Source organism: Pseudoduganella lutea, assembly GCF_004209755.1.
Lineage (GTDB): Bacteria > Pseudomonadota > Gammaproteobacteria > Burkholderiales > Burkholderiaceae_D > Rugamonas > Rugamonas lutea.
In genome coordinates this window covers 672,593-697,182 of sequence record NZ_CP035913.1, presented here as the reverse complement: position 1 = coordinate 697,182, position 24,590 = coordinate 672,593, and the positions used below count along the sequence as shown (strand labels likewise).

Below are 24,590 nucleotides of genomic sequence, written 5' to 3'. Positions count from 1 at the left end.
TTTGCTTACACTATAGGTTGTGAGCATGGAGGCGGGGATGGCGGTCGGGAGCACTGGGCGGATGACGAGGATGGCGGCGGCGCTGGGCGCGTGGGCCGGGCTGTACGCCATGCCCGCGCCGGCCGTGTTTGCCGCTGAATCTGCCACCGGATCGGCCACCGCAGCGGCAACTTCACCTGTCACTGCACTGGCCGCCCCGCCCGTCGTCACGCTGTGCTACGAGCGCGCCAACGTGCGACCGTGGCGCACCGAGGATGGCCGCGGCCTGAACTTCGAGCTGCTCAAGCTGGTGGGCCGGCGTGAAAACATCCGCTTTGATTTCCAGAGCATGCCCTGGAAGCGCTGCCTCGCGCAGCTCAAGGCCAATGCCGTGGATGGCGCATTCGCCGTCAGCTTCAAGACCGACCGGCGCGAGATCGGCGAGTTCCCGGGCGGTGCCACGCCGGATATCGCCAAGCGCATGCACATCGACCGCTACATCCTCATCCGCCGCAAGGGCAGCAATGTCGAATGGGACGGCAAGGCGCTGCACAACATCGATGGCGCCGTCGGCGCGCAGCTCGGCTATTCCATCACCGACCTGCTGCGCAGCCTGAACGTCACGGTCGACGAAGGCAGCCAGCGCTCCGATGAACTGGTGCGCAAGCTGCTGGCCGGCAGGCTGGCCGCCGCGGCCCTGGGCGGCAGCGATGCGCGCACGCTGCTGGCCGGCCCGTTTGGCCCGCAGATCGAGGCACTGCCCAAGCCGCTGGTGGAAAAACCCTACTTCCTGCTGCTGTCGCATCGCCTGGTCGAGCGCCAGCCCGACCTGGCGCGGCGCATCTGGGATGCCGTGGAAACGGAGCGCAACGGCGCCGAGTACCGCAAGCTTGAAAAATCCGAATTGCCGGTTGCCGGCAAGGGCAAGCAACCCTGATGCTCACAGCGCTGCGCAACCTGCGCGATACCTGGCGGCGCGACATCGTGCTGCGCCTGGCCGTGTCGATCTTCCTGGCCGTCGCGCTGTCCACGGCCGCCTACACCACGTATGCCGTGCGCACGCTGCACGCCGAGGCCGAGGTCCAGCTGCAGGAGCGTTCCGAGCGGCTCGTGACGGTGCTCTCGCAGGCGCTGGCGCGCCCGCTGTTCGACATCAACGGCGCGGCGATCACCAGCGTGGTCGATGCCATGCGCGCCACGCCCGAAGTGCTGATGCTGCGCGTGCTGGCGCCGAACGGCGCCGAGCTGGCCGGCTTCGGCACCGGCAAGTTCGACCCGGCGGGCGCGATCACCGTGCACCGCGACATCAGCTTCCAGGATGGCGCCCGCAACTACAAGGTGGGCGCCATCGACCTCACGTACTCGCGGCGCGAAGCCGACGAGGCACTCCAGCAGCAGCTGCTGCATGCGCTGACCGTGAACCTGCTGCTGGCGCTGACGATCGTCGGCTCGGTCTTCGTCGTCGCGCGCAAGACCGTGCGCCCGTTCGGCGACATCCAGAAATCGCTGGAAAAGCTTGCCCAGGGCAAGACCGACATCCAGCTCTCCGGCATCGGCCGCGCCGACCAGGTAGGGCGGCTGTCCATCGCCGTGCGCAGCTTCCGCGACACGCTGACGCGGCTGCGCTATGCCGAAAGCGAGTTGCGCGAGCTGAATGGCGACCTGGAACAGAAGATCGATACCCGCACGCAGGAACTGAAGCGCACCATCGCCGTGGCGCGCGATTCCGAACGCAAGCTGCGCGCGATCGTCGACACGGCGCTCGATGCCGTCGTCAACATGGACCGCAACGGCCGCGTGGTGGGCTGGAACCGGCAGGCCGAGATCATCTTCGGCTACGAGCGCGACGAGGCGCTGGGCCAGCAGCTCGACACGCTGATCATCCCGCCGCGCTACCGTGGCGACCACCGCAAGGGCATGGCGCGCTACCTGGCCGGCGAAAGCCCCGGCGAAGTGCTCGACCGGCGCATCGAGGTGGAGGCGCTGCATGCGGATGGCACCGAGTTTCCCATCGAACTGTCGATCACGCGCATCGACCTCGATGCCGAGCAGTTCGAGTTTTGCGGGTTCGTGCGCGACATCAGCGAACGCAGGGAGCGGGAACAGAAACTGGTGGCCGCCAACGTGCGGGCCGAGGCGGCCAATATCGCCAAGTCGGAATTCCTCGCCAACATGAGCCACGAGATCCGCACGCCGATGAGCGCGATCATCGGCATGGCCTACCTGGCGCTGCGCACCGACCTGAACGCGAAGCAGCACGATTACGTGAGCAAGATCCACCGCGCGGCGCTGGCGCTGCTGGGCATCATCAACGACATCCTCGACTTTTCCAAGATCGAGGCGGGCCGGCTGGAAGTGGAGCAGATCCCGTTCTTCCTCGACGAGGTGCTGGCCAACGTGGCCAGCGTGACGAGCCAGCGCGCCGCGGAAAAACAGCTCGAATACCTGTTCAACGTGCCGCCGGCCATTCCGCGCCACCTGGAGGGAGACCCGCTGCGGCTGGGGCAGGTGCTGATCAACCTCGTCAACAACGCCGTCAAGTTCACGGCGCAGGGCGAGCTGGAACTGTGCTGCACGCAGTTGCCGGCGCCAGGGCCCGGACGGACCGCCTTGCGTTTCTCCGTGCGCGACACCGGCATCGGCATGCCGGAAGAGCAGATGGGCAAGCTGTTCCGCGCTTTCAACCAGGCCGACGGTTCCACGTCGCGCCAGTTCGGCGGCACCGGCCTGGGGCTGTCGATCTCGCAGCAGCTGGTGCGGCTGATGGGCGGCACGATCACGGTCACCAGCGAGGAAGGGATGGGGTCGGTGTTCTCGTTCGACCTGGAATTCGGCCTGTCGGGCCAGCCCGAGCGGGCCCCGGTGGTGCCGGCCGCGCTGAACAATGCGCGCGTGCTGCTGGTGGACGACAGCCCCATGGCGCTCGAAGTACTGGGCGAGGCGGCGCGGGCGCTGCCGCTGCGGGTGCATATGGCGTCGTCCGGGGCCGAGGCGCTGGCCGGCGTGGTGGAGGCCGATGCGGCCGCCGACCCGTATGCGCTGGTGCTGACCGACTGGCAGATGCCGGGCATGGATGGCATCGAGCTGGCGCGCCGCGTGGCCGCCGCGCCGCTGGAACGCAAGCCGGGCATGGTGCTGCTGACGGCGTTCGGCCGCGAGGAAGTGCAGCGCGAGGCCGAAGACGCCGGATTCGTCGGTTACCTGTTCAAGCCCATCGGCCAGTCGGTGCTGGTCGATACGCTCGTATCGCTGTTCGCGCCGCCGCGCCGCCACGGCCTGCCGATCGAGGCCGGCAGGCTCGATGTGACGGGCCGGGTCCTGCTGGTCGAGGACAATCCCGTCAACCAGCAGATCGCCGCGGAACTGATGGGCATACAGGGCATCGCCGTGGAGTTTGCCGGCAATGGCCGCGAGGCGCTGGACCGGCTCGCGCAGGCCGGCGCGGGCTACTACGACCTGCTGCTGATGGACCTGGAAATGCCGCTGCTCGATGGCCATGAAACCACGCTGGCGCTGCGCCGCGACCGCCGCTTCGACGGCTTGCCGATCATTGCGATGACCGCGCATGCGCTGGCCGACATCCGCGAGCGCTGCCTGGCCGAAGGCATGCAGGATTACGTGACCAAGCCGATCGATCCGGACATGCTGTATGCCACGCTGGCGCGCTGGCTGGGCCGGGCCATGCCGCCGGTGGCGCCGCGGCTGCCGCGCGCACCGGGCGTGAGCGGCGGCCTGCCGGTCCTGCCGGGAATCGACACGGTGCGCGGCCTGCGCCACGTGGCCGGCAACGAAACGCTGTATCTGCAGTTGCTCGACCGGTTCCGCAATTCGCAGCGCGATGCCGCGGCCGAGGTGGCGACCAGCCTGTTGCACTGCGCACGCGACGACGCGCGCAAGCGTGCCCACACGCTGCGGGGCGTGGCCGGCAACGTCGGTGCCAACGCGGTGGAAGCGGCCGCGCGCGCCATCGAGGAACTGCTCGATCGCGACGAAGTGCCGACCGCCACGCTGGTCGAGGAACTGACGACAGCGCTGCGCACCGCGATCGCCGGCCTCGATGCGCATTTCGCCGGGACGGGCGCTGACGATGGTGCCGACGCCGCGAACATGCCGAGCGTGGCGCCGACCCCGCCCGACACCGGCACCGTGCCCGAGGCGCTGGCCCGGCTGCGCGGACTGCTGGCCGACTACAGCGGCGACAGCAACGATTACTTCGCCAGCGTGCGCACGGTGCTGGCGGCACAACTGCCGGCGACCGCGCTGGAACGCCTGGCCGCGCACATCGCCGCCTATAATTTCGACGCGGCCCGGCAGGTGCTCGATGCCGCCGCCCGGGAGGAGGCTTCATGAACGACCCACGCGACATCGACCGCGCGACGATCCTGATCGTGGACGACACGCCCGACAACATCATGCTGCTGTCGGCACTGCTGAAGGAACGGTACCGGACCAAGGTGGCGACCAACGGCGCCACAGCCCTGCAGATCCTTGCGGCGGGCGGCGTGGATCTCGTGCTGCTGGACGTGATGATGCCGGACATGGATGGCCTCGAAGCCTGCCGCCGCATCGTGCAGGACCCGCGCACGGCCGACATGCCGGTGATCTTCACCACCGCGAAGAGCCAGCCGGAAGACGAGGCGCGTGGCCTGGCGGCGGGTGCGGTCGACTACATCACGCGACCGGTCAGCCCGCCCATCCTGTTTGCCCGCGTGGCCACGCATCTCGCGCTGCGCGCCGTCCGCCGCGACCTGGCACGCCGCAATGCGGAACTCGAGGCCCTGCTCGCGGCGCGCGGCGGTTCGGGGCAGGGTGGTGCGGCAGGGAAATTTGAAATTCCTTAAGAAATGCAACCGAACGTGTAATGGTAGGTGCTCTTTCCTTAAAAATGGTATATATTATTTATATAGTTCAACTTTTTCAGGAGCATCAATGAACGCCAAGACCGATGTAACGAAGACTTCCGCCGATACCGCCACGAAGCTGGCCAACCCCGCTCCCGCCGCCGACAAGCCGGCAGCCAGGGCCGACGCGAAAACCGAAACGAAGCCCACGGCAAAGCCGGCGGCGCGCAAGCCCGCCGCGAAGGAAACGGCCGCGAAGGAAGCCGCGGTGAAGGACACCACCGAAGCGCAGCCGGCCACGCCGGCAAAGGCCCGGGCGACGAAAGCCGCGCCGAAGGCGGAGGTGGCCGTTGCCGCCAAACCGAAAGCGCAGAAGCCGGCCAAAGCCGCTGCCAAGCCCGCCGCCAGCGTGGAAAGCAAGGCGGAACCGAAGGCCGAAGTCAAGCCCGCCGCCAAGGCCGTGAAAGCAAAGGCCGCCAAGCCGGCAGCGGCGCAGGCCGAGCCGAAGGCCGCCAAGGCAGCCAAGCCGGCAAAGCCTGCCAAAGCGGTGGCCAAGGCCGCGGCCAAGCCTGTCGAGAAAGTCGCGGCGCCGCGCAAGGAGCGCCTGGTGCGTGACAGCTTCACGATGCCGGAAGCGGAGTACGCGGTGCTGGGTGAAGTGAAGAAGGCTTGCCTGAAAGCCGGCTTCGAGATCAAGAAAAGCGAATTGCTGCGCATCGGCGTGGCATTGATCAGCCAGATCGACATGGCCACGCTGCAGAACGTGCTGGCTTCGCTGCCGCAACTGAAGACGGGCCGTCCAAAGAAGGACTGAGCGCCTCGTCTGCCGGGCGGCGCCGGCACGCCGGCTTCCTCCATGGAAGCTGACGCGCCGGCGCCACGGTCACCGAACCGTTATCTTGCTGTCATGTTGTTGAAGTAATCCATCGCTACGCTGTGCTTCGTCTCCACTTCACCGAGAGGACGAAGCATGCAGCAGACGACCATCCAGCAGACGAATACTGCAGCCGGCGTCCGGGCCCCGCGCCCGCGCCTTGCCACCAGCATCGCCACCACCGCGGAAGAGTTGCGCGAAGCGCAGCGCCTGCGCTACCGCGTTTTCATCGAAGGCATGAATCTCACCGCGCTGGCACGGCCGGACGGCCTCGATTGCGACGAATTCGACGAACATTGCGACCACCTGCTCGTGCGCGATACCAGCACGCTCCAGGTGGTGGGCACCTACCGCGTGCTGGCGCCCGCCGGCGCGCGCCGGCTCGGCCGTTTTTATTCCGAGGGCGAGTTCGACGTGGGCCGCCTCAATCCGCTGCGCGGGCGCATCATCGAAGCCGGCCGCGCCTGTATCCATCCCGATTACCGGGGCGGCAGCGTCATCATGCTGCTGTGGGCCGCGCTGGGCGAGTACATGCGACGGCAGGGCTGCGACTACCTGGCCGGCTGCGCCAGCATCAGCCTCGCGGACGGTGGCCACAACGCCGTCGCCGTGTTCCGGCAACTGCGCGAAACGCACATGGCGCCGGCCGAATACCGCGTCACGCCGCACCTGCCATTCCCGCACACGAAGATCGAACCGGCCGCCGCGGCCAATGTGCCCGCGCTGCTGAAGGGTTACATGCGTTCCGGCGCGTGGCTGTGCGGCGAGCCGGCCTGGGACCCGGATTTCGACAGCGCCGACCTGTTCCTGCTGATGCCGCTCGCGAACCTCGATGCGCGCTATGCACGGCATTATGGCGTGGATGGGGCGGTTGAGATGGCGATCGCGGCCTGACGCCGTCAGGCGCCCAACCCCGTGTCCGCATGGTGCCGCTTGTGCGGCGCGCCCGAAACGCGCAGCGCCAGGGAGCGCAGCAGCACGTAGAACAGCGGCGTGAGGAACAGCCCGAAGAACGTCACGCCCAGCATGCCGGCGAACACGGCCACGCCCATCGCGTGGCGCATCTCGGCGCCGGCGCCGCTGGAAAACACCAGCGGCAGCACGCCCATGATGAAGGCGATCGATGTCATCAGGATGGGCCGCAGCCGCAGGCGGCATGCCTCCAGCGCGGCCTGCACCACGGTGCGGCCATGGTCTTCCAGCTCGCGGGCGAATTCCACGATCAGGATCGCGTTCTTCGAGGCCAGTCCCACCAGCACGAACAGCGCGATCTGCGTGAACACGTTGTTGTCGCCACCGGTCAGCTTCACGCCCACCAGGGCGCACAGGATCGACATCGGCACGATCAGGATCACCGCCAGCGGCAGCGTCCAGCTTTCGTACTGCGCGGCCAGCACGAGGAACACCAGCAGCACGCACAGGGGGAATACCAGCACCATCGTGTTCCCGGACAGGATTTCCTGGTAGGTCAGGTCCGTCCATTCGAATGTGATCCCCTTCGGCAGCGTTTCGCGGGCCAGCGCCGTCATCGCCTCCTGCGCCTGGCCGGACGACACCCCGGGCGCGGCGCCGCCGCTGATGTCGGCCGACAGGTAGGCGTTGTAGCGGTTGACCATGTCAGGCCCGTAGGTGTCGCTGATGCGCATCAGTGACGACAGCGGAATCATCTCGCCCTTGTCGCTGCGCACTTTCAGTTGCGCGATCTGCTCGCGCTGCGAGCGGAATGGCGCATCGGCCTGCACCACCACCTGGTACGTGCGGCCGAACTGGTTGAAGTCGTTCACGTACAGCGAACCGAGATTGATCTGCAAGGTCTGGTACACGGACTGCAGCGGCACGCCGAGCTGCTTGGCGCGGGTGCGGTCGACGTCGGCGAACAGTTGCGGCACGTTGATCTGGTAGCTGGAGAACACGCCCGCCAGTCGCGGCTCCTGCCACGCCTTCGCCTGCAGGGCCTGCACGGCGGCGTACAGCGCGTCGTAGCCGAGGTTCGCGCGGTCCTCGACCATCATCTTGAAGCCGCCGATCGCGCCCAGCCCGTTCACGGGCGGCGGCGGGAATACCATGATGAACGCATCCTCGATCGCGCCCATCCGCTTGTTCACCTCGGCCGCGATGCCGTCGCCCGACAGTTCGCGCGATGTGCGCTCGTGGAACGGTTTCAGGCCGAGGAACACGATGCCCGTGTTCGGCGCGTTGATGAAGCCATTGATCGACAGGCCGGGGAAGGCCACCGCGTCCATCACGCCCGGCACGTCCTTGGCGATGGCCGACATGCGGCGGATGACGGCATCGGTGCGGTCCAGCGATGCCGCGTCGGGCAGTTGCGCGAAGCCGACGAGATACTGCTTGTCCTGCTGCGGCACGAAGCCGGCCGGCACGGCGCGGAACACGAACACGGCCGCCACCGTCAGCGCGAGGTAGACGCCGATGCCCAGGCTCTTGCGCGCCATCACGCCCTTCACGCCGCGGCCATACGATTCCGAGGCGCGGCTGAAGAAGCGGTTGAACCAGCCGAAGAACGGGCCCAGCACCCGGTCCATGGCGCGCGTGAGCCGGTCCTTCGGCGCATCGTGGGCGCGCAGCAGCGCGGCCGACAGGGCCGGCGCCAGCGTGAGCGAGCACAGGGCCGAGATCACCGTGGAGATCGCGATCGTCAGCGCGAACTGGCGGTAGAACTGGCCCGTCAGGCCGGACACGAACGCGATCGGCACGAACACGGCGCACAGCACCAGCGCGATCGCCACGATCGGGCCGGACACTTCCTTCATCGCCTGGATCGTCGCGTCGTGCGGCGACAGGCCCGAAGCGATGTTGCGCTCCACGTTTTCCACCACGACGATGGCGTCATCCACCACGATGCCGATGGCCAGCACGAGGCCGAACAGCGACAGCGTGTTGATCGAGAAGCCGAACAGCATCATCACGGCGAACGTGCCGACGATCGACACGGGCACCGCCAGCAGCGGGATGATCGATGCGCGCCACGTCTGCAGGAACACGATCACCACCAGCACCACCAGTGCCACCGCTTCGAGCAGCGTGTGGATGACGGCGCGGATCGATTCGCGCACGAACTGCGTGGGGTCGTAGACGACCTGCCATTCCACGTCCTCGGGAAAGTCCGCTTCCAGCCGTTTCAGCGTAGCGCGCACGTCGTCGGACAATTGCAGCGCATTGGCACCCGGCGCCTCGAAGATGCCGATCGCTGCCGCCGACTTGTTGTTCAGCAGCGAGCGCAGCGAATACGAGTTTGAGCCCAGCTCGACGCGGGCCACGTCGCGCAGCAGCGTGACGGCGCCATCGGCATTGGTGCGCACGATGATCGCGCCGAAGTCGTCGACCGTCTTCAGGCGCCCGGCGGTGTTGACAGTGAGCTGGAACTGCGACCCCTTGGTGGGCGAGCCGCCGACGACACCTGCCGCCACCTGCACGTTCTGCTCGCGGATCGCATCGGTCACGTCGGATGCCGTCATGCCTCGCGCGGCCAGCTTTTGCGGGTCGATCCAGATGCGCATCGCGTAGTCGCCGGCACCGAACAGGATCACCTCGCCCATGCCGGGAATGCGCGACAGCTGGTCCTTCACGTTCAGCACCGCGTAGTTGCGCAGGTAGACATCGTCGTAGCGGCCTTTCGGCGACACCAGGTGCGCCACCAGCGTCAGGTTCGGCGACGATTTCGCCGTGGTCACGCCGATCTGCCGCACTTCCTCCGGCAGCCGCGGCAGTGCCCGCTGCACGCGGTTCTGCACCTGTGTTTCCGCCTGTTCCACGTTCGTGCCCACCTTGAACGTGACGGTCAGCGCCAGCGCGCCATCGGACGTGGCCTTCGAATCCATGTACAGCATGTGTTCGACGCCATTGATCTGCTCTTCCAGCGGCGCGGCCACCGTTTCGGCGATCACCTTCGGGTTCGCGCCGGGGTACTGGGCGCGCACCACCACCGAGGGCGGCACCACCTCCGGGTACTCGGAGACCGGCAGCGAAACGATCGACATGAGGCCGGCCACGAAGATCAGGATCGACAGCACGGCCGCGAAGATCGGCTTGTCGACGAAGAAGCGGGGAAAATTCATGGTCACCCCGCCTTCGGCTGCGCGGCGGCTCCGGCCTTCGCCGGCGCATCGGGATCCGTGTCCATCGGCACGATCTTCGGCTGCAGCGGCGCACCGGGGCGCACCCGCTGCAGGCCGCCCACGACGATCTTCTCGCCCGGCGCCAGGCCCTTGCGCACGACGCGCAGGCCGTCCGCGGCCGGGCCCAGCACCACGGGCCGATACTCGGCCTTGCCATCCTTGACGACGTAGACGAACTTGCGGTCCTGGTCCGTGTTCACGGCGCGGTCGTGGATCAGCAGTACGCGTGCGGCACCGGCGCTGCCGTCGCCCTCGGTGCCCGCCGAGACCTGCACGCGGGCGAACAGGCCGGGTACCAGCGTGCCGTCCGCATTGGCGAAGGTGGCGCGCATGCGCACGCTGCCCGTGGCCGGATCGAGGCGGTTGTCGACGAATTCCAGCTTGCCGGCATGCGGGAAGCCCGTTTCGTTGGCCAGCCCGATGCGCACGGGCACGGGCTCCCGCTGGCGCGTGCGGGAACGCACGCGCAGGTAAGTGTCCTCGTCGCCATCGAAGCTGGCATAGATGCGGTCCGTCGAGACGACGGACGTCAGCACGGCATTCTGGTCGACCAGGTTGCCCACCGTGATCTCGGCCTTGCTGGCGCGGCCGTCGATCGGCGACGTCACGCGCGTATAGCCGAGGTTCAGGCGTGCCGTCGCCACTTCGGCCCCGGCGGAGCGGGCGGCCGCATCCAGGTCCTTTTGCGCGGCGACCCGCTCGTCGAACTCGCGGCGCGCAATGGCGCGGTCGCCCAGCAGCAGTTCGGCGCGCTCCAGTTCCACCTTGGCCAGCCCGGCCCGCGCGCGGGCCGAATTCGCGTTGGCTTCGGCCCGTTCGACTTCGGCCTGGTAGGGCCGCGCATCGATCGTGAACAGTGGCTGGCCTTTCTTCACCAGCGCGCCCGGCGTGAAGTGCACGGCCGTGATGTATCCCGGCACGCGCGGGCGGATCTCCACGCGCTCGACCGCTTCGAGCCGGCCGGAGAATTCCTGCGTTTCGACGATGTTCCGTTCCACGACGGCGGCGGCGGAAACGGGGGCGGGCGGCGGTGCGCCGGCAGCGGGTGCCTGGCCCTCGGCGCGATCGCAGCCGGTCGACAGGAACAGGGGGATGGAAATGGACAGCATGGCGGCCACGCCCAGCGGACGGCGCAATGGCTGGCGGAACGGTTCGGACATCGCTTTACCCTCCGGAATCGGCTGCCGGCAGGCATGCCGTGCACCAGTCTAGGGCGGGCAGGAGAGGGCGGCTTCTCCCGAAAGGAAGATGCGGGAAGATGCGGGAAGATTGCGCGAAGACTGCGGGAACGTGAACCGGGGCATGCGACACCGGGAAAACGGCGAGGCGCTTTATCGCGGGAAGCGATTAATGAAGAAAGCTGTTAATGCGGGGAGTTTGACTGCGAGGAGTTTGACCGCGGAGAAAAAGAAGGGCGCCGGGAATGCGATGCCGGCGCCAGGCATTGCACACATCAGTGCACTGACGCATTGGTGAGTTCTTTGAGTTCTCGGATGCTCAATTCGGATTTCTCATGCATGCGCAACAGGATCGTTGCGCCAACGGCCAGCTTGCGGTGCCGGATCTTGCTGATGATCGGCGGTTGCACCTCGAGCACCCGGCACAGCTCGGCGTCGTTTTTCAGGTTCATCCGTTCGATCAGCGTGTCCAGCAACTTGTTCGGCACGAAACTGGAAGGTTCCAGTGCCCGCGCCCGGTTCATCGCTTCGATCAGCTCGAGTTTTTTTTGCCTTACGCTCATTTTGCTCCCCTCCCTCAAAAGAAATGCGTGAAAAGGCGTTGGCTTGTTGGAAAGTACAAAACTATTGATAACCAAGCAAGTTATTTAAATCATACTACGGTTATAAAAAAAAGCGCGCGTCCTATACAAAAATATGACGTCTTAATGACGCAACGGCTTGACAGCCGTAGCATCCTGCAATCCAGATCGGGTAAGGATGAGCGTACGGTCCGCCATGGCCGCGGCTGCCTCAGAGTGGGTGACCATGATCGTGCACGCGCCACTGGCGCGGATTTCATTGCGCAGCACGTCGAGCACGGCATGTGCCGTATCGGGATCGAGGTTGCCGGTGGGCTCGTCGGCCAGGACCAGGGCGGGCCGGTGTGCCAGCGCACGGGCGATCGCCACGCGTTGCAGTTCGCCGCCGGACAGTTCGTGCGGATAACCGTGCTCGCGCCCTTTCAGCCCCACGGCGGCCAGCATCTCGGCCGCCCGTCCTTGTGGCATGCCGTTGAGCAACAGGGGCAGCGCCACGTTCTGCAGCAGCGTGAGGTGGGGCAGCACGTGGAATGCCTGGAAGATGAACCCCATGCGCTGGCGGCGCAGGCGGGTAGCGGCATCGTCGTCGAGCGATGCCATGGCGATGCCGTCGACGAGGATGGGCGCCTCGGCGCCTTGGTCGGGGTGATCCAGGCCGGCGATCAGGTTCAGCAGCGTGGACTTGCCGACGCCGGAATCGCCCATGATCGCCACGAATTCCCCAGCCTGGAAACGGTATGAAAGCTTGGACAATACCGGGCGGCCGCCCGCATAGGATTTGCTCAGGTTGCGCAGTTCCAGCATCGGGTTCCTGTCGGGTATCGGGGTGGTGATGCCGTCATCGGCGGGTCGTTATCGCGTGAGGGTACGGCGCAGCCAGAAACTGGCGGCATCCACGAGTGCCACCAGCAGCAGCATGGCCAGGATCACGGTGGCGGCCTTCTCCATCTGGAACAGCGACAGGTGGTATTTCAGCATCTGGCCCAGGCCACCCGCGCCGACGACGCCGAGGATGGCGGCGGCGCGGATATTGTTTTCCCAGCGATAAAGCGTATAGGACAGCATTTGCGGCAGCGTCTGAGGCAGCGTGGCATACAGGAATGCGGCCATCGGCGTGGCGCCGTTGGTGCGCAGGCTCTGCTCGGGCAGCGGCGTGGCGTTTTCCAGCGCATCGGCGAACAGGCGGCCCAGCACGCCGGCCGTGTGCGCGCCGAGGGCCAGCGCGCCGGGAAACGGGCCCAGGCCCGCGGCGATCAGCAGTACCGATGCCCATACCAGTTCGGGAATCGAGCGCAGCACATTCAGCACGGCGCGCACGGCGCCGCGCAAAGGGCGGCCGAAGCGGCCGGCGGCGGGGATCGCCAGCAGCACGCCGGCCACCACGGCCAGCAGCGTGCCGACCGCGGACATGGCCAGCGTTTCCGCGGTGGCGATGGCGGTCTTGCGCAGGAAACCCGCGCCCGTTTCGGGCGGGGCGAACCCGGCGAGGAATTCGGCCACGGAGGAAACCGCGTCGGCGGTGAAGAATGCCGCGAACTGCAGCGGCAGGCTGGCAAAGCTGGCCACGACCAGCGCGGCCAGCAGCAGCGCCATGACGGCGCCCGACCAGCGGCGTGGCGGCGGCGAAGGCATCCGGGGCGCGGTCATCCGAGGCGCTTTCGCAAGGCTTTGGACACGACGTCGGCGCAGGCGACGAGCAGCACGAACACCAGCAGCATCGCCGATACCTCGCCGCCGGCCAGCATCTTCATCGATTCATCCATCCGCTGGCCCAGGCCGCCGGCGCCGACGAAGCCCATCACGACGGAACCGCGGATCGCGCATTCCCAGCGGTACACGGTGTACGACACCAGTTCGGAGGCCGATTCCGGCAGCGCGGCATAGAGCAGCGCCTGCAGGCGCGAGCCGCCGTTGGCCAGCAGCGTGTCGCTGGCATGGCGCTCGGACGATTCGAGGATCTCGGCATACACCTTGCCCAGCATGCCGCAATAGGTGAGGGCGATGGCCAGCACGCCGGCGGTGGGGCCGAGGCCGATGATGCGCACGAACAGCAGCGCCCACACGAGTTCGGGCACGCTGCGCAGCAATACCAGCAGCCAGCGCATGGCCTGCCGCACGGCGCGCGAAGCCCATGCCATGCGGCCGGTGCCAAGCCGCGAGATCGACAGGCGCTCGGTTACGACCAGCGTGGCGGGGATGGCGCCCAGCAGCGCCAGCGTGAGGCCGGCCGTAGCGATGGCGACGGTCTGCCACGTTTCGCGCAGCAGCAGCAGCAGGAACTCGGGCGAGTGCGCCGGCGGCAGGAAATCGGCGAGGAAGCGCAGCGTGGCGGCCAGGCTGTCGCCATCGAACAGGATCGATGGCTTGAATTCGCTGGCGACCAGCATCGGCCACAGGATCAGCAGCGCGACGACCGTGTACGTGACGCGACCGCGCCACGCGGGATCGGGATGGCGCTCGGCATAGGGTGCGGCGGGAATGCTTTGCATCGTTCTGCGGTGGCGGTGGATCAGAGGCAGGCGCCGACGGCCAGCTTGGCCGGCAGGTCGACCGGATGCGGCGTGTTCGCGGGCGGCTGTTCGTTCAGGTACAAGTCGTCGATCATGGCCTGCGTGACCTGGTCGCGCGGCAGGTCGAACACGATGCGGCCTTCCTTCAGCGCCACGATGCGGGGAAAGTGCGCCAGGGCGAGATCCACCTGGTGCAGGCTGCACACGAGGGCGGCGTTGCGCGCCGCCGCTTCCTGCTGCAGCGTGGTCAATGTGAGTTGCGACAGTGCGGGATCGAGCGCGGACAGCGGCTCGTCCACCAGCAGGGCCTGCGCCGACGACAGCAGCAGCCTTGCCAGGCCGCAGCGCTGGCGCTCGCCGCCGGACAGCCGGTCCACGCGCGCATACAGCTTGTCGCCCAGGTTGAAGCGGGACAGCGCGCGCCAGGCCGCTTCCGGCTCGGCGGGCCTGACCAGCGATGCCAGCGCCTGCCACAGGCTCCACTGCGGCAACCGCGCCGCGAGAACGGCGGTGACCACGCGCTGACGCGGCGGCAATGGCGGCGTTTGCGGGGCCAGGAACAGGCGCGCGCGCAGCTTGTGGCGCTCGCGGTCGGACAGGCGCCAGGGATCAAGGCCGAACGCCTCGAACCTGCCGCCGTCCGGCGCGTGGCCCACCGACAGCGTGGCCAGCAGCGTGGTCTTGCCGGCCCCGGAAGGGCCGATCAGCGCCAGCTGTTCGCCAGGCCGCACGGCCAGCGTGATGCCTTGCAGCGCATATGCCCGCGTGCCGCCCGCATGGCGGGCGGACATTTCTTCCAGCCGATAGATGAACGTATCGGAGGTCACGCTGTCGCGGTCACGCGTCACGTCGCTGCCTTCCACGGCTTACTTCTTCAGCAGGCCGGCGTTCTTTGCCGCGGCTTCGATGTTCACGTAGTTTTCCGCCTTGGTCGGGATGAACTTCGTGGCACGCTGCAGGTCGAGGATTTCCTTGCCTTCGGGCGTGGACGGATCGAGGGCCAGGAAGGCATCGGTGATCTTCTTCTTCAGGTCGGCCGGCATGTCGGCGCGCACCGTCCAGTTGTAGTCGTAGTAGGTGGGCGTGGTGTAGAACACGCGCACTTTCGACGTGTCGACCTTTTTCTCGCCCACGAGCTTTTCCCACACCGAGATGTTCAGCGCGCCGGCATCGACCTTGCCGCCGCTGACTGCGGCCACCGTGGCGTCGTGCGCGCCGGAGAAGGCGATGCGCTTCAGGTCGCTGTCCGGGTCGATCTTGGCGGCCAGCAGGAACGAGCGCGGCATCAGGTGACCGGACGTGGACGACTCGGAACCGAACGACAGCGTCTTGCCTTTCAGGTCAGCCAGTTTCGTGATCGATGGCGACGTGGTGATGAACACGGAGCGGAATTTCTCGTCTTCCACACGCTGCACCAGCGGCACGACCTGGCCCTTGCTGCGATCCTTGGCCTGCACGAACGTGAAGCCGCCGAACCACACCATGTCCAGCTTGTTGTTGACCAGGCCTTCGACGGACGCCGCGTAGTCGGTCACCGGTGTGAACTCGACCTTCAGGCCCGTTTTCTTCGACAGGTATTCACCCAGCGGCTTGAACTTGCGCTGCAGTTCGGTCGGCGCCTCATCGGGAATGGCCGACACGCGCAGCACTTGCTGGGCATGCGCGGACAGGGAAAGCAGGGTACCGAGGGCGAGGGCGCCGAGCGCACGTTTGAAGGTTGGTTTCATGAGCAGGAAATAAAATTGTTGTTGAATGCAGGCGCCCAGGGAGTTCCGTGAGGGACGCTCTGCCATTTTGTAATTGAGTATCATAGCAAAATTGCCTTTGCCGCCCGACTGTCCGTTACGACAGGCCGTGCCGCCAGCCCGTGAGACTAACCGAAAAGAACAGGAAGAGCGCCATGCCCATGACCAGAACCGCCACCGCCCTGAGGGCGTTGCCGACCCACTCGTCCGACATTGCCGAGGGGCCGCAAGGCGACCGTGCCACGGTTGCCGAAATCCAGGCGGGGCTGCTGGCGCCGCAGGCACGCACTTCGCCGAAATACCTGTACGACAGCCTGGGATCGCGCCTGTTCGAAGCCATCTGCGAATTGCCCGAGTATTATCCCACACGGACCGAAGCGGCGATTTTCGCGGCGCACGGTGCCGACATCGCGCGCCGCGTGGGCACGGGGGGCACGCTGATCGACCTGGGCGCCGGCAACTGCGCCAAGGCCGCCAGCCTGTTCCCCTTGTTGCAGCCGCAACAGTATGTGCCGATCGACATCTCGCGCGACTTCCTCAACGAGGCGGTCGGCCGCCTGCAGCAACGCTTTCCATCGATCGCCATGACGGCGCTGGCCCTCGACCTGTCAGGCCCGTTCACGCTGCCGCCGGCCGTCAACGCGGCGCGCCGCACGTTCTTCTACCCCGGCTCGTCGATCGGCAATTTCGCGCCGCACGAGGCCATTGCCTTCCTGCGCCGCGTCCGCGAGAACACGTCCAGCGACGGTGCCCTGCTGATCGGCGTGGACCTGATCAAGGATGCGGCCGTGCTGGATGCGGCCTATGACGATGCGATCGGCGTGACGGCCGCGTTCAACCTGAACATGCTGCGCCACGTGAACCACCTGACCGGCGCCGATTTCGACGTACGCCAGTGGCGCCACGTGGCCTTCTTCAACGCCGAGGAAAGCCGCATCGAGATGCACCTGGAAGCGCGCACGGCGCTCACGGTGCGCTGGCCGGGTGGCGAGCGCCGCTTCGCGCGCGGCGAGCGCATCCACACCGAGGACAGCTACAAGTACACGCCCGAGAGTTTCGCGCAGTTGCTGGCGCAGGCCGGCTTCGCGGCCGATGCCGTGTGGACCGACGATGCGGGCTGGTTCGCGGTGATGCATGCGCACGCGGCCACGGCGTAGGAGGAGCCATGCAACTGAACGATCCCGCCGTCTGGACGGCCCGCTACCGCGCCGTGCGCGAGCATTCGCTGGCGCTGGCCGCGCCCCTGTCCGACGAGGACTGCGGGGCCCAGTCGATGCCCGACGCCAGCCCGATCAAGTGGCACCTCGCGCACACCACGTGGTTCTTCGAGACCTTCATCCTGGAAGCGATGGAACCTGGTTTCGCGCCGTTCCACCCGGCGTTCCGCGTGCTGTTCAATTCCTACTACAACGGCGTGGGCCAGAAGCACCCGCGGCCCCAGCGCGGCCTGCTGACGCGCCCGGCCATGGCGCAGGTGCGCGCCTACCGGGCCAATGTGGACGGGCGCATCGCCGCGCTGGTCGGCAGCGGGCTCGATGCCGATGCCCGTTCCCGCCTCGCGGCCTTGCTCACCCTGGGCCTGCAGCACGAACAGCAGCACCAGGAGCTGATGCTGACGGACGTGAAGCACCTGCTCGCGCAGAACGGCCTGTGCCCCGAATACCTGGCCGAAGCGTTGCCGCGCGCGGCCTCCGCCGGGGCACTGTCCTGGCTGCCGTTCGAGGGCGGCCTAATGGAGGTGGGTTACGACGGCGACGGCTTCTGCTTCGACAACGAACTGCCGCGCCATCGCCAGTTCGTGGAGCCGTTCCAGCTCGCATCGCGGCTGGTGACGAACGGCGAATTCCTCGCCTTCATCGAGGCTGGCGGCTACCGCAACGCGGGACTGTGGCTGGCGGAGGGGTGGGACTGGATCTGCGCCCAGGGCTTCGACAGGCCGCTGTACTGGCGGCAGGATGACGACGGCAACTGGTGCGAGTTCACGCTGATGGGCCTGCAGCCGCTGGACCCCGGACGGCCGCTGACGCACATTTCCCTGTTCGAGGCCGACGCCTACGCGCACTGGGCCGGCGCACGGCTGCCGACGGAGGGGGAATGGGAGCATGCGGCGCGTGAAAGCGGTGTCGTACCGGGCGCGCCGCCGGCGCTGCCGCATCCGGGCGGTGCCGCTGGTTCAGGCGCGTTGCGGGAGATGTTCGATCACTGCTGGCAGTGGACCAGCAGCAGCTACGCGCCTTACCCCGGCTTCCGGCCTGCCGCGGGCGCGATCGGCGAATACAACGGCAAGTTCATGGTGAACCAGTATGTGCTGCGGGGATCGTCGTGCGCGACGCCGGCGGGGCATGCGCGGGCCAGCTACCGGAATTTCTTCCCGGCGGGGGCGCGGTGGCAGTTTGCGGGGATACGGCTGGCGAGGTGAAGCACGATGCTTCGAGAACGGCTGCGTCGCAGGGGTCTGTCCCCGCCAGTAGCGGCTGGTGTCAGACACTTTTTTCGGATGATTTTTCCGAAAAAGGTGTCTGACACCGGTTGTCCCCAGCGCAGCGTTTTTGCATGGAAAAACCGGTGTCTGACACTATTTTTCTGCGAAAAATAGTGTCAGACACCAGGCACACGTTATATCAAGCCGCGGCGTCGCTCGCCTGGGCCGGTGCCGCTTCCTTCTGCCGCAACTGCCGGTTCACGGCCGACAGCACGGCCTTGAACGATGCCGTCACGATATTGCTGTCGATGCCGGCGCCGAACAGGGTCGGACCGTTGTCGAGGCGCAGTTCGACGTAGCAGGCCGCCTTGGCGTTGGCGCCGTGGCCGATCGCGTGTTCGTGGTAGTCCATCAGCTTGATGTCCAGGCCCAGCGCGTCGACGAACGCGTCGATCGGGCCGTTGCCGCCGCCTTGCAGGGCCATCGAGGCACCGCGGTGCAGCAGGCCGATGTCGATCTGCACGGATTCATCCGCGCTGCTGTCCTCGACCATCTTGTGCGACACGTAGGCATAGGGCGACGTTTGCGCGAAGTATTCGCGTTCGAAGATCTCGTGGATGCCTTCGGACGTGATTTCCAGGCCGGTCTGGTCGGCCACGGCCTGCACGGCGCGCGAGAACTCGATCTGCAGGCGGCGCGGCAGCACCAGGCCATAATCCTGTTCCAGCAGGTAGCTCATGCCGCCCTTGCCGGACTGGCTGTTCACGCGGATCACCGCGTCGTAGCTGCGGCCCAGGTCCTGCGGGTCGATCGGCAGGTAGGGGATTTCCCACTCCGCGCCCGGCTGCTGTTTTGCAAAGCCCTTCTTGATCGCGTCCTGGTGCGAGCCGGAGAAGGCGGTGAACACCAGGTCGCCCACGTACGGGTGGCGCGGGTGCACCGGCAGCTGGTTGCATTCCTCGACGATCTTGCGCACGGAATCGATGTCCGAGAAGTCCAGGCCCGGATGCACGCCCTGGGTGTACAGGTTCAATGCCAGGGTGACCAGGTCGACGTTGCCGGTGCGTTCGCCATTGCCGAACAGGCAGCCCTCGACGCGCTCGGCGCCGGCCAGCACGGCCAGTTCGGCGGAAGCCACGGCCGTGCCGCGGTCGTTGTGCGGGTGGACGCTGATGATGACCGAGTCGCGGCGCTCGATGTTACGGCACATCCATTCGATCTGGTCGGCATACACGTTCGGCATGCTGCATTCGACCGTCGTCGGCAGGTTGACGATCATCTTCTTTTCCGGCGTGGGCTGCCAGATGGCGGTCACCGCGTCGACGATCTGCTTGCTGAAATCCAGTTCCGTCGTCGAGAACGATTCCGGCGTGTATTCAAAGGTCCAGTTGGTTTCCGGATGATTGGCCAGCAGTTCCTTCACCAGCGTGGTACCCGTGGTGGCGATGTTCACGATTTCTTCGCGCGACATGTTGAACACCACCTTGCGGAACACCGGCGCCACCGAGTTGTACAGGTGGACGATGGCGTTCTTCGCGCCGGCCGCCGCCTGCACGGTGCGGCGGATCAGTTCGTCGCGCGACTGGGTCAGCACGATGATGGTCACGTCGTCCGGGATACGGTTCTCGTCGATCAGCTTGCGCACGAAGTCGAAGTCCGTCTGCGATGCCGAAGGGAAGCCCACTTCGATTTCCTTCAGGCCCGTCTTGATCAGCAGGTCGAAGAACTTCAGCTTCTTTTCCACGCTCATCGGCTCGATCAGCGCCTGGTTACCGTCGCGCAGGTCGGTGCTCATCCAGATCGGCGGCGTGGCGATCGTCTTGTTCGGCCACGTGCGGTCGGCCAGCTGGACGGGCGGGAAGGCGCGGTATTTGGCGGCGGGGTTCTGCAACATCATGGTGTACTCCTGGGTTCTCGAATTTTGTCGGGCGGACCGCTGTCGTCAGCGTTCCTTGGTCGCATGCATGTGGCGGAGGGCTGCCTGGTGGGCCACGGGGCGCTAGACCAGGCAACCGGTCGGTAGCGATAGCAGTATCGGCAGCGGCTGCGCGCGGGCGATGAGTGCGACGGTAGGGCAATGGATGGCGGGCATGGGTGCATCTTTCCTGACTGTGTTCCGGCTTCGAAACGGGTGTGGCTTGTGGCCAGCTGGAGGTACGGCGGGTGTGCAGCGCGCACAGGGGTGAAACGAATCAGGCGCGTGCTAGCAGGGGCGTTGCCAGCGATAGGCTGGCAAGCGATAGCAGGAAAGCGGATAGTTGCGGATGCGTGAACATGGCATCAATGTAAGAGAACCTGTTTGCTATTGTCAAGACAATTCGCCCGCAAACGTGGTACCGGCACCGCCGGAAAGCATGGAGGATCTGGTGTCGGACATTTTTCCGGGCGGTTCATCCGGAAAAAGTGTGCGACACCGGTTTCACGCAGATGGTCGGCAAGATCGTGGGAGAACCGGTGTCCGACACCATTTTCTGGAAGAATCGCCCAGAAAATAATGTCGGACACCAGGCATACGTTGCCGTGTTCTCAGGCGGCGACTTGCACGCGGGCGTCGCCGGCGGCCATTTCGCCGATGACGGCGGCGGCTTCGAAGCCGCCGGCGCGGAAGATCGCCAGCACGTCATCGACCGCGGAAGGGTCGCACGACACGAGCAGGCCGCCCGACGTTTGCGGGTCGGTCAGCAGCGTATGCTGGGCCGGCGTGACGTTCGGCGACAGGGTCACATCCTTGCCGTAGCCCTCCCAGTTACGGCCCGAGGCACCGGTGAAGTAGCCGTCGTGGGCCAGCTGCTCGACGCCTGGCAGAAGCGGGATCTGCGACATCGTCAGCTTCGCGGTCAGCTGCGCGCCGCGCGCCAGTTCCAGCAGGTGGCCCAGCAGGCCGAAGCCGGTGACGTCCGTCAGTGCATGCACGCCCGGCAGTTCGGACAGCGCCTTGCCCGGCTTGTTCAGCTTCGTGGTGTTGGCGATCATCGCCGCGTAGCCTTCTTCGCCCAGCACGTTCTTCTTCAATGCGGCCGACAGCACGCCCACGCCCAGCGGCTTGCCCAGCACGAGCACGTCGCCCGCTTTCGCATCGGCGTTGCGCTTGATCTTCGACGGGTGCACGAGGCCCAGCACCACCAGGCCGTAGATCGGCTCGACGGAATCGATCGTGTGGCCGCCGGCGATCGGGATGCCCGCTTCGGCGCAGACCGACTCGCCGCCCTTGATGATCTTGCCGATCGTTTCGACCGGCAGCTTGTTGATCGGCATGCCCACGAGCGCCAGCGCCATGATCGGCGTGCCGCCCATGGCATACACGTCGGAGATCGCGTTGGTGGCCGCGATGCGGCCGAAGTCGAACGGGTCGTCGACGATCGGCATGAAGAAATCGGTGGTGGCGATCAGCGCCTGTTCGTCGTTGAGCTTGTACACGGCCGCGTCGTCGGCCGTCTCGATGCCCACCAGCAGTTCCTTCGGCACGGGAAAGCCGCTGGAGTTCTTGAGGATCTCGGACAGCACGCCGGGCGCGATCTTGCAGCCGCAGCCGCCGCCGTGGGAAAACGAGGTGAGTTTGATCGGTTCAGTAGTCATGTTCTTTTGCCAATTGAAGGTGTCGGTTGAAGCAGATTATCCACCAGCCGCAGCAATGCTGCCCGTTCCGCCCCCGGCGCGAACAGCGGGGCGCGGGCCGCGCACTGGGCGCGCAGGGTGGCGATGAACGCCTCGTCCTGCACGCTGCGGTCGATCAGGCGGGCGAGGGCGGGGGCGTCGCCGACGGGGAAGAAGCCCGCGTAATCGTTGCCGAGCATCCCACGGTTGCCGCTGATGTCGCTGGCCAGCACAGGCACGCCACTGGTGATGGCCTCGACGATCACGTTGGCGCCGCCCTCCATCGTCGAGCAGATGGCCAGCGCGTGGCTGCGGCGGATGGCATCGCGGGCGAACTCGCGCGGCGTGCCGCCCAGCCATGCGTAATGCGCCACCGTGTCGCCCGTGCGTTCGGCCAGCCGCTCGAGGTCCGGGTCGAGCGCCGCGCCGATCTGCTGCAGGAAGACGCCGGGCGCCGTCACCAGCGCGGCGGCACGCATGAACGTGGCCGGGTCTTTCACGGCACGCAGGTGGCCGACCATCGTGATGTCCTTGCGGCCGGGAATCCTCGGCAGCGCTGGCAGCGCGTCGGCGGACTGGTAGATCACATGGGTGTCCGCCCGCACGGTGTCGGGCAGCTCGTCGATTGCGGCCGGTTGCAGCACCACGAGCGCGTCGGCCAGCCGGATCGCGCATTGCGCTTCGGCGTCGTGATGGATGTCGTGGTACACGTCCGTCCCGGTCAGCACCAGCATGGCGGGACGGTCGTCGCAGTGCAGGCGGAAGTCGGCCAACGACCTGGCGGAGCGGCGTGCATGGAGCACGATCAGCAAGTCCGGCGCGGGCCACCGCTCCGACCACCGCTCCTGGACCACCACGTCGTAATCGTCGCGCAGGAAGCCCGCCCAGCGGTCGGCGGTGTGCCAGTTGCCGTTGTTGTCGCGCGCCGTGCCGGGGCTCACGATACAGATCGTCCGTTTGCCGGAAGCTGCCATTGGTTACAATCCTTCAATGAATTCCATCACCGCCTCCTTCCGTACCGCGCGCACGCAGCAACTGGCCGAGGCCATGCAGGATGCGCGGCATTATACGCTCGCCCTGTTCGATTGCTTCGCCGCCGCCGGCATGGACGTGCCACGCAACGTGCCCCAGCTTCGCATCGTCAACCCGCCGTTGTGGGAGCTGGGCCATACGGCCTGGTTCGCCGAATGGTTCATCCTGCGCGAGGCGCTGTCGAGCCATCCGGCCGATGCGCAATTCGCCTCCTTGCTGACGAAGGGCGACGACTGGTTCGACTCGGCCAACGTGCCGCACCGCAGCCGCTGGACGCTCGACCTGCCGAGCACCGGCGGCGTGAAGACCTATTGCCACGAGGTGCTCGACCGCGTGCTCGACAAGCTGTCGCGCGAGGCGAATACCGACGAGGCGCTCTATCCCTATCGCCTGGCGCTCGCCCACGAGGACATGCACGGCGAAGCCTACCTGTACACGCTGCAGACGCTTGGCCTGGCGGCGCCGGCGCAGCTGATGCAGGACGAACCCGCACCCGCCAGCCACGGCGACCTGCTGTTCCCTGGCGGTACCCTGCAGCTGGGCAGCGCGGCCGACACCGCCGGCTTCGTGTTCGACAACGAAAAGACCGCGCACGCAGTGTATGTGGCGCCGTTCCGCATGGATGCGGGCCTCGTGACCAACGCGCAGTACATGGACTTCATGGCCGACGGCGGCTACGACAACCGGCAGTTCTGGAGCACCGGCGGGGCCGCGTGGCTGATGCGGCAGGAGCGTTCCGCGCCGCGCTACTGGGAACGCGACGGCGCCGGCTGGCGCACCGTGCGCTTCGGCCGTCCGGCCACGTTGAACCCGGATGAGCCGGTGCGCCACGTGAGCCTGTACGAAGCGCAGGCCTACTGCGCGTGGGCGGGCCGGCGCCTGCCGACGGAAGCGGAGTGGGAATATGCGGCATTGCATGGCCACCCGGCGTTCCGCTGGGGCAGTTATGGGAGTGGACGGCTTCGCCGTTCGAACCGTATCCCGGTTTCACGGCGGACCGCTACCGCGAATACTCCGAGCCGTGGTTCGCCACGCACCAGGCGCTGCGCGGCGCGTCGTTCGCCACGCCGTCGCGCTTCGGCTCGGCGAAGTTCCGCAATTTCTTCATGCCCGAGCGCGACGATATCTTTTGCGGGTTCCGGACGTGCGCGTGGGCGTAACGGGCAGTTCTGTCCGGGTCAATCCTCGTACAGCTCGAGCGGCAGGCCATCCGGGTCGGCAAAGAACGTGAAACGCCGCCCGGTATGCTCGTCGATCCGTATCGGCTCGACGGCAACGCCTTGCTCTTCCAGGCGGGCCTTGCAGGCATCGATGTCGTCCACCGCGAAGGCCAGGTGGCGCAGGCCCCGTGCCTCGGGATACGAGGGGCGTTCGGGTGCGTCGGGGAACGAGAACAGCTCGATCTGCGCACCGTCGGCCAGTTGCAGGTCGAGCTTGTACGAGTGCCGCGCCGTCCGGTAGTTTTCCGCGATGATGCGCAGGCCGAGTACCTCGGTGTAAAAACGTTTGGAGCGCGCGTAGTTGGCGCAGATGATGGCTGCGTGGTGGATTCGTTTGAACATCGGTAGTAACGCCTTCGATGGATGAGCCTTGCCGCATGCGCTGCAGTGGAATGAACGGCATTATATTCGCGTGCATTTCGATGCGTGCATCGGTTCATGCACCGGCGGGTCTTATACATGACCTAAGTAGAATCCC

At 66.6% G+C, this 24,590-nt stretch carries 19 protein-coding genes and 1 pseudogene; 8 read left to right on the top strand and 12 right to left on the bottom strand.

From position 1 onward, the window contains the following. Positions 1–37: 37 nt before the first annotated feature. The 5 genes from EWM63_RS02865 to EWM63_RS02845 all read left to right on the top strand — a co-directional run bounded on the left by EWM63_RS02865 (position 38) and on the right by EWM63_RS02845 (position 6,588). The gene (locus EWM63_RS02865; RefSeq protein WP_229487695.1) at positions 38–916 is read left to right on the top strand and encodes a transporter substrate-binding domain-containing protein; all 879 of its coding nucleotides are present in this window, start codon (positions 38–40) and stop codon (positions 914–916) included. Further along, positions 916–4,329 (top strand): response regulator, encoded by a 3,414-nt coding sequence (locus EWM63_RS02860; RefSeq protein WP_130185193.1) that lies wholly within the window; start codon positions 916–918, stop codon positions 4,327–4,329. Before EWM63_RS02865 ends, EWM63_RS02860 begins: the two co-directional genes overlap by 1 nt. Next, positions 4,326–4,820 (top strand): response regulator, encoded by a 495-nt coding sequence (locus EWM63_RS02855; RefSeq protein ID WP_130185192.1) that lies wholly within the window; start codon positions 4,326–4,328, stop codon positions 4,818–4,820. The genes EWM63_RS02860 and EWM63_RS02855 overlap by 4 nt, the downstream gene beginning before the upstream one ends. An 88-nt stretch (positions 4,821–4,908) precedes the next feature. Next, complete coding sequence (locus EWM63_RS02850; RefSeq protein WP_229487694.1) at positions 4,909–5,634, top strand: hypothetical protein; 726 nt, start codon at positions 4,909–4,911, stop codon at positions 5,632–5,634. 156 nt (positions 5,635–5,790) lie between these two features. Then, positions 5,791–6,588, top strand: a complete 798-nt coding sequence (locus EWM63_RS02845; protein WP_130185191.1) for a GNAT family N-acetyltransferase — start codon at positions 5,791–5,793, stop codon at positions 6,586–6,588. A gap of 5 nt (positions 6,589–6,593) precedes the next feature. Here EWM63_RS02845 and EWM63_RS02840 read toward each other — a convergent pair whose 3' ends face one another. The 8 genes from EWM63_RS02840 to EWM63_RS02805 all read right to left on the bottom strand — a co-directional run bounded on the left by EWM63_RS02840 (position 6,594) and on the right by EWM63_RS02805 (position 15,826). After that, positions 6,594–9,770 carry an efflux RND transporter permease subunit gene (locus EWM63_RS02840; protein ID WP_130185190.1) on the bottom strand — a complete coding sequence of 1,059 codons (3,177 nt, stop codon included), beginning with the start codon at positions 9,768–9,770 and terminating at the stop codon, positions 6,594–6,596. Positions 9,771–9,772: 2 nt separating this feature from the next. Continuing rightward, the gene (locus tag EWM63_RS02835) at positions 9,773–10,990 is read right to left on the bottom strand and encodes an efflux RND transporter periplasmic adaptor subunit (RefSeq protein WP_130185189.1); all 1,218 of its coding nucleotides are present in this window, start codon (positions 10,988–10,990) and stop codon (positions 9,773–9,775) included. A gap of 293 nt (positions 10,991–11,283) precedes the next feature. Beyond that, the gene (locus EWM63_RS02830; RefSeq protein WP_130185188.1) at positions 11,284–11,571 is read right to left on the bottom strand and encodes a hypothetical protein; all 288 of its coding nucleotides are present in this window, start codon (positions 11,569–11,571) and stop codon (positions 11,284–11,286) included. Between the two features lie 141 nt (positions 11,572–11,712). After that, positions 11,713–12,393 carry an ABC transporter ATP-binding protein gene (locus EWM63_RS02825; protein ID WP_130185187.1) on the bottom strand — a complete coding sequence of 227 codons (681 nt, stop codon included), beginning with the start codon at positions 12,391–12,393 and terminating at the stop codon, positions 11,713–11,715. A gap of 48 nt (positions 12,394–12,441) precedes the next feature. After that, positions 12,442–13,236, bottom strand: a complete 795-nt coding sequence (gene phnE, locus EWM63_RS02820; protein WP_130185186.1) for a phosphonate ABC transporter, permease protein PhnE — start codon at positions 13,234–13,236, stop codon at positions 12,442–12,444. After that, positions 13,233–14,078, bottom strand: a complete 846-nt coding sequence (locus EWM63_RS02815) for a PhnE/PtxC family ABC transporter permease (protein ID WP_130185185.1) — start codon at positions 14,076–14,078, stop codon at positions 13,233–13,235. Before EWM63_RS02815 ends, phnE begins: the two co-directional genes overlap by 4 nt. Positions 14,079–14,098: 20 nt before the next feature. Beyond that, entirely contained in the window at positions 14,099–14,890 is a 792-nt protein-coding gene (locus EWM63_RS02810; RefSeq protein WP_130190145.1) for a phosphonate ABC transporter ATP-binding protein, read from the bottom strand. A 75-nt stretch (positions 14,891–14,965) separates the two neighbouring features. Beyond that, positions 14,966–15,826, bottom strand: a complete 861-nt coding sequence (locus EWM63_RS02805) for a putative selenate ABC transporter substrate-binding protein (RefSeq protein WP_130185184.1) — start codon at positions 15,824–15,826, stop codon at positions 14,966–14,968. A 173-nt stretch (positions 15,827–15,999) separates the two neighbouring features. Here EWM63_RS02805 and egtD point away from each other — a divergent pair, with 173 nt between their 5' ends. Both egtD and egtB read left to right on the top strand, forming a co-directional pair. Further along, the gene (egtD, locus tag EWM63_RS02800) at positions 16,000–17,001 is read left to right on the top strand and encodes an L-histidine N(alpha)-methyltransferase (RefSeq protein ID WP_130185183.1); all 1,002 of its coding nucleotides are present in this window, start codon (positions 16,000–16,002) and stop codon (positions 16,999–17,001) included. Between the two features lie 8 nt (positions 17,002–17,009). Further along, positions 17,010–18,263, top strand: a complete 1,254-nt coding sequence (egtB, locus tag EWM63_RS02795; protein ID WP_130185182.1) for an ergothioneine biosynthesis protein EgtB — start codon at positions 17,010–17,012, stop codon at positions 18,261–18,263. Between the two features lie 202 nt (positions 18,264–18,465). On the opposite strand, the gene leuA is transcribed toward egtB, so the two are convergent. From leuA to senB, 3 genes are all read right to left on the bottom strand, one after another. Continuing rightward, complete coding sequence (leuA, locus tag EWM63_RS02790) at positions 18,466–20,163, bottom strand: 2-isopropylmalate synthase (RefSeq protein WP_130185181.1); 1,698 nt, start codon at positions 20,161–20,163, stop codon at positions 18,466–18,468. Positions 20,164–20,792: 629 nt separating this feature from the next. Further along, on the bottom strand, positions 20,793–21,842 hold the full coding sequence (gene selD, locus EWM63_RS02785) for a selenide, water dikinase SelD (RefSeq protein ID WP_130185180.1): 1,050 nt from the start codon (positions 21,840–21,842) through the stop codon (positions 20,793–20,795). Then, positions 21,839–22,834, bottom strand: a complete 996-nt coding sequence (gene senB, locus EWM63_RS02780) for a selenoneine biosynthesis selenosugar synthase SenB (protein WP_130185179.1) — start codon at positions 22,832–22,834, stop codon at positions 21,839–21,841. The genes selD and senB overlap by 4 nt, the downstream gene beginning before the upstream one ends. 16 nt (positions 22,835–22,850) lie before the next feature. Between senB and EWM63_RS02775 the strand changes: the two are divergent. Next, a pseudogene (locus tag EWM63_RS02775) lies at positions 22,851–23,777 on the top strand (SUMF1/EgtB/PvdO family nonheme iron enzyme); the annotation flags it as partial. A gap of 293 nt (positions 23,778–24,070) precedes the next feature. Here EWM63_RS02775 and gloA2 read toward each other — a convergent pair. Continuing rightward, complete coding sequence (gene gloA2 / locus EWM63_RS02770; protein ID WP_130185178.1) at positions 24,071–24,454, bottom strand: SMU1112c/YaeR family gloxylase I-like metalloprotein; 384 nt, start codon at positions 24,452–24,454, stop codon at positions 24,071–24,073. Positions 24,455–24,590 lie beyond the last annotated feature (136 nt).

Bases quoted from the DNA above. Each gene is read 5' to 3' on its own strand.
- EWM63_RS02865 (WP_229487695.1), top strand. From the start codon at position 38: ATGGCGGTCGGGAGCACTGGGCGGATGACGAGGATGGCGGCGGCGCTG.
- EWM63_RS02860 (WP_130185193.1), top strand. From the start codon at position 916: ATGCTCACAGCGCTGCGCAACCTGCGCGATACCTGGCGGCGCGACATC.
- EWM63_RS02855 (WP_130185192.1), top strand. From the start codon at position 4,326: ATGAACGACCCACGCGACATCGACCGCGCGACGATCCTGATCGTGGAC.
- EWM63_RS02850 (WP_229487694.1), top strand. From the start codon at position 4,909: ATGAACGCCAAGACCGATGTAACGAAGACTTCCGCCGATACCGCCACG.
- EWM63_RS02845 (WP_130185191.1), top strand. From the start codon at position 5,791: ATGCAGCAGACGACCATCCAGCAGACGAATACTGCAGCCGGCGTCCGG.
- EWM63_RS02840 (WP_130185190.1), bottom strand. From the start codon at position 9,770: ATGAATTTTCCCCGCTTCTTCGTCGACAAGCCGATCTTCGCGGCCGTG.
- EWM63_RS02835 (WP_130185189.1), bottom strand. From the start codon at position 10,990: ATGTCCGAACCGTTCCGCCAGCCATTGCGCCGTCCGCTGGGCGTGGCC.
- EWM63_RS02830 (WP_130185188.1), bottom strand. From the start codon at position 11,571: ATGAGCGTAAGGCAAAAAAAACTCGAGCTGATCGAAGCGATGAACCGG.
- EWM63_RS02825 (WP_130185187.1), bottom strand. From the start codon at position 12,393: ATGCTGGAACTGCGCAACCTGAGCAAATCCTATGCGGGCGGCCGCCCG.
- phnE (WP_130185186.1), bottom strand. From the start codon at position 13,236: ATGACCGCGCCCCGGATGCCTTCGCCGCCGCCACGCCGCTGGTCGGGC.
- EWM63_RS02815 (WP_130185185.1), bottom strand. From the start codon at position 14,078: ATGCAAAGCATTCCCGCCGCACCCTATGCCGAGCGCCATCCCGATCCC.
- EWM63_RS02810 (WP_130190145.1), bottom strand. From the start codon at position 14,890: ATGTCCGCCCGCCATGCGGGCGGCACGCGGGCATATGCGCTGCAAGGC.
- EWM63_RS02805 (WP_130185184.1), bottom strand. From the start codon at position 15,826: ATGAAACCAACCTTCAAACGTGCGCTCGGCGCCCTCGCCCTCGGTACC.
- egtD (WP_130185183.1), top strand. From the start codon at position 16,000: ATGCCCATGACCAGAACCGCCACCGCCCTGAGGGCGTTGCCGACCCAC.
- egtB (WP_130185182.1), top strand. From the start codon at position 17,010: ATGCAACTGAACGATCCCGCCGTCTGGACGGCCCGCTACCGCGCCGTG.
- leuA (WP_130185181.1), bottom strand. From the start codon at position 20,163: ATGATGTTGCAGAACCCCGCCGCCAAATACCGCGCCTTCCCGCCCGTC.
- selD (WP_130185180.1), bottom strand. From the start codon at position 21,842: ATGACTACTGAACCGATCAAACTCACCTCGTTTTCCCACGGCGGCGGC.
- senB (WP_130185179.1), bottom strand. From the start codon at position 22,834: ATGGCAGCTTCCGGCAAACGGACGATCTGTATCGTGAGCCCCGGCACG.
- gloA2 (WP_130185178.1), bottom strand. From the start codon at position 24,454: ATGTTCAAACGAATCCACCACGCAGCCATCATCTGCGCCAACTACGCG.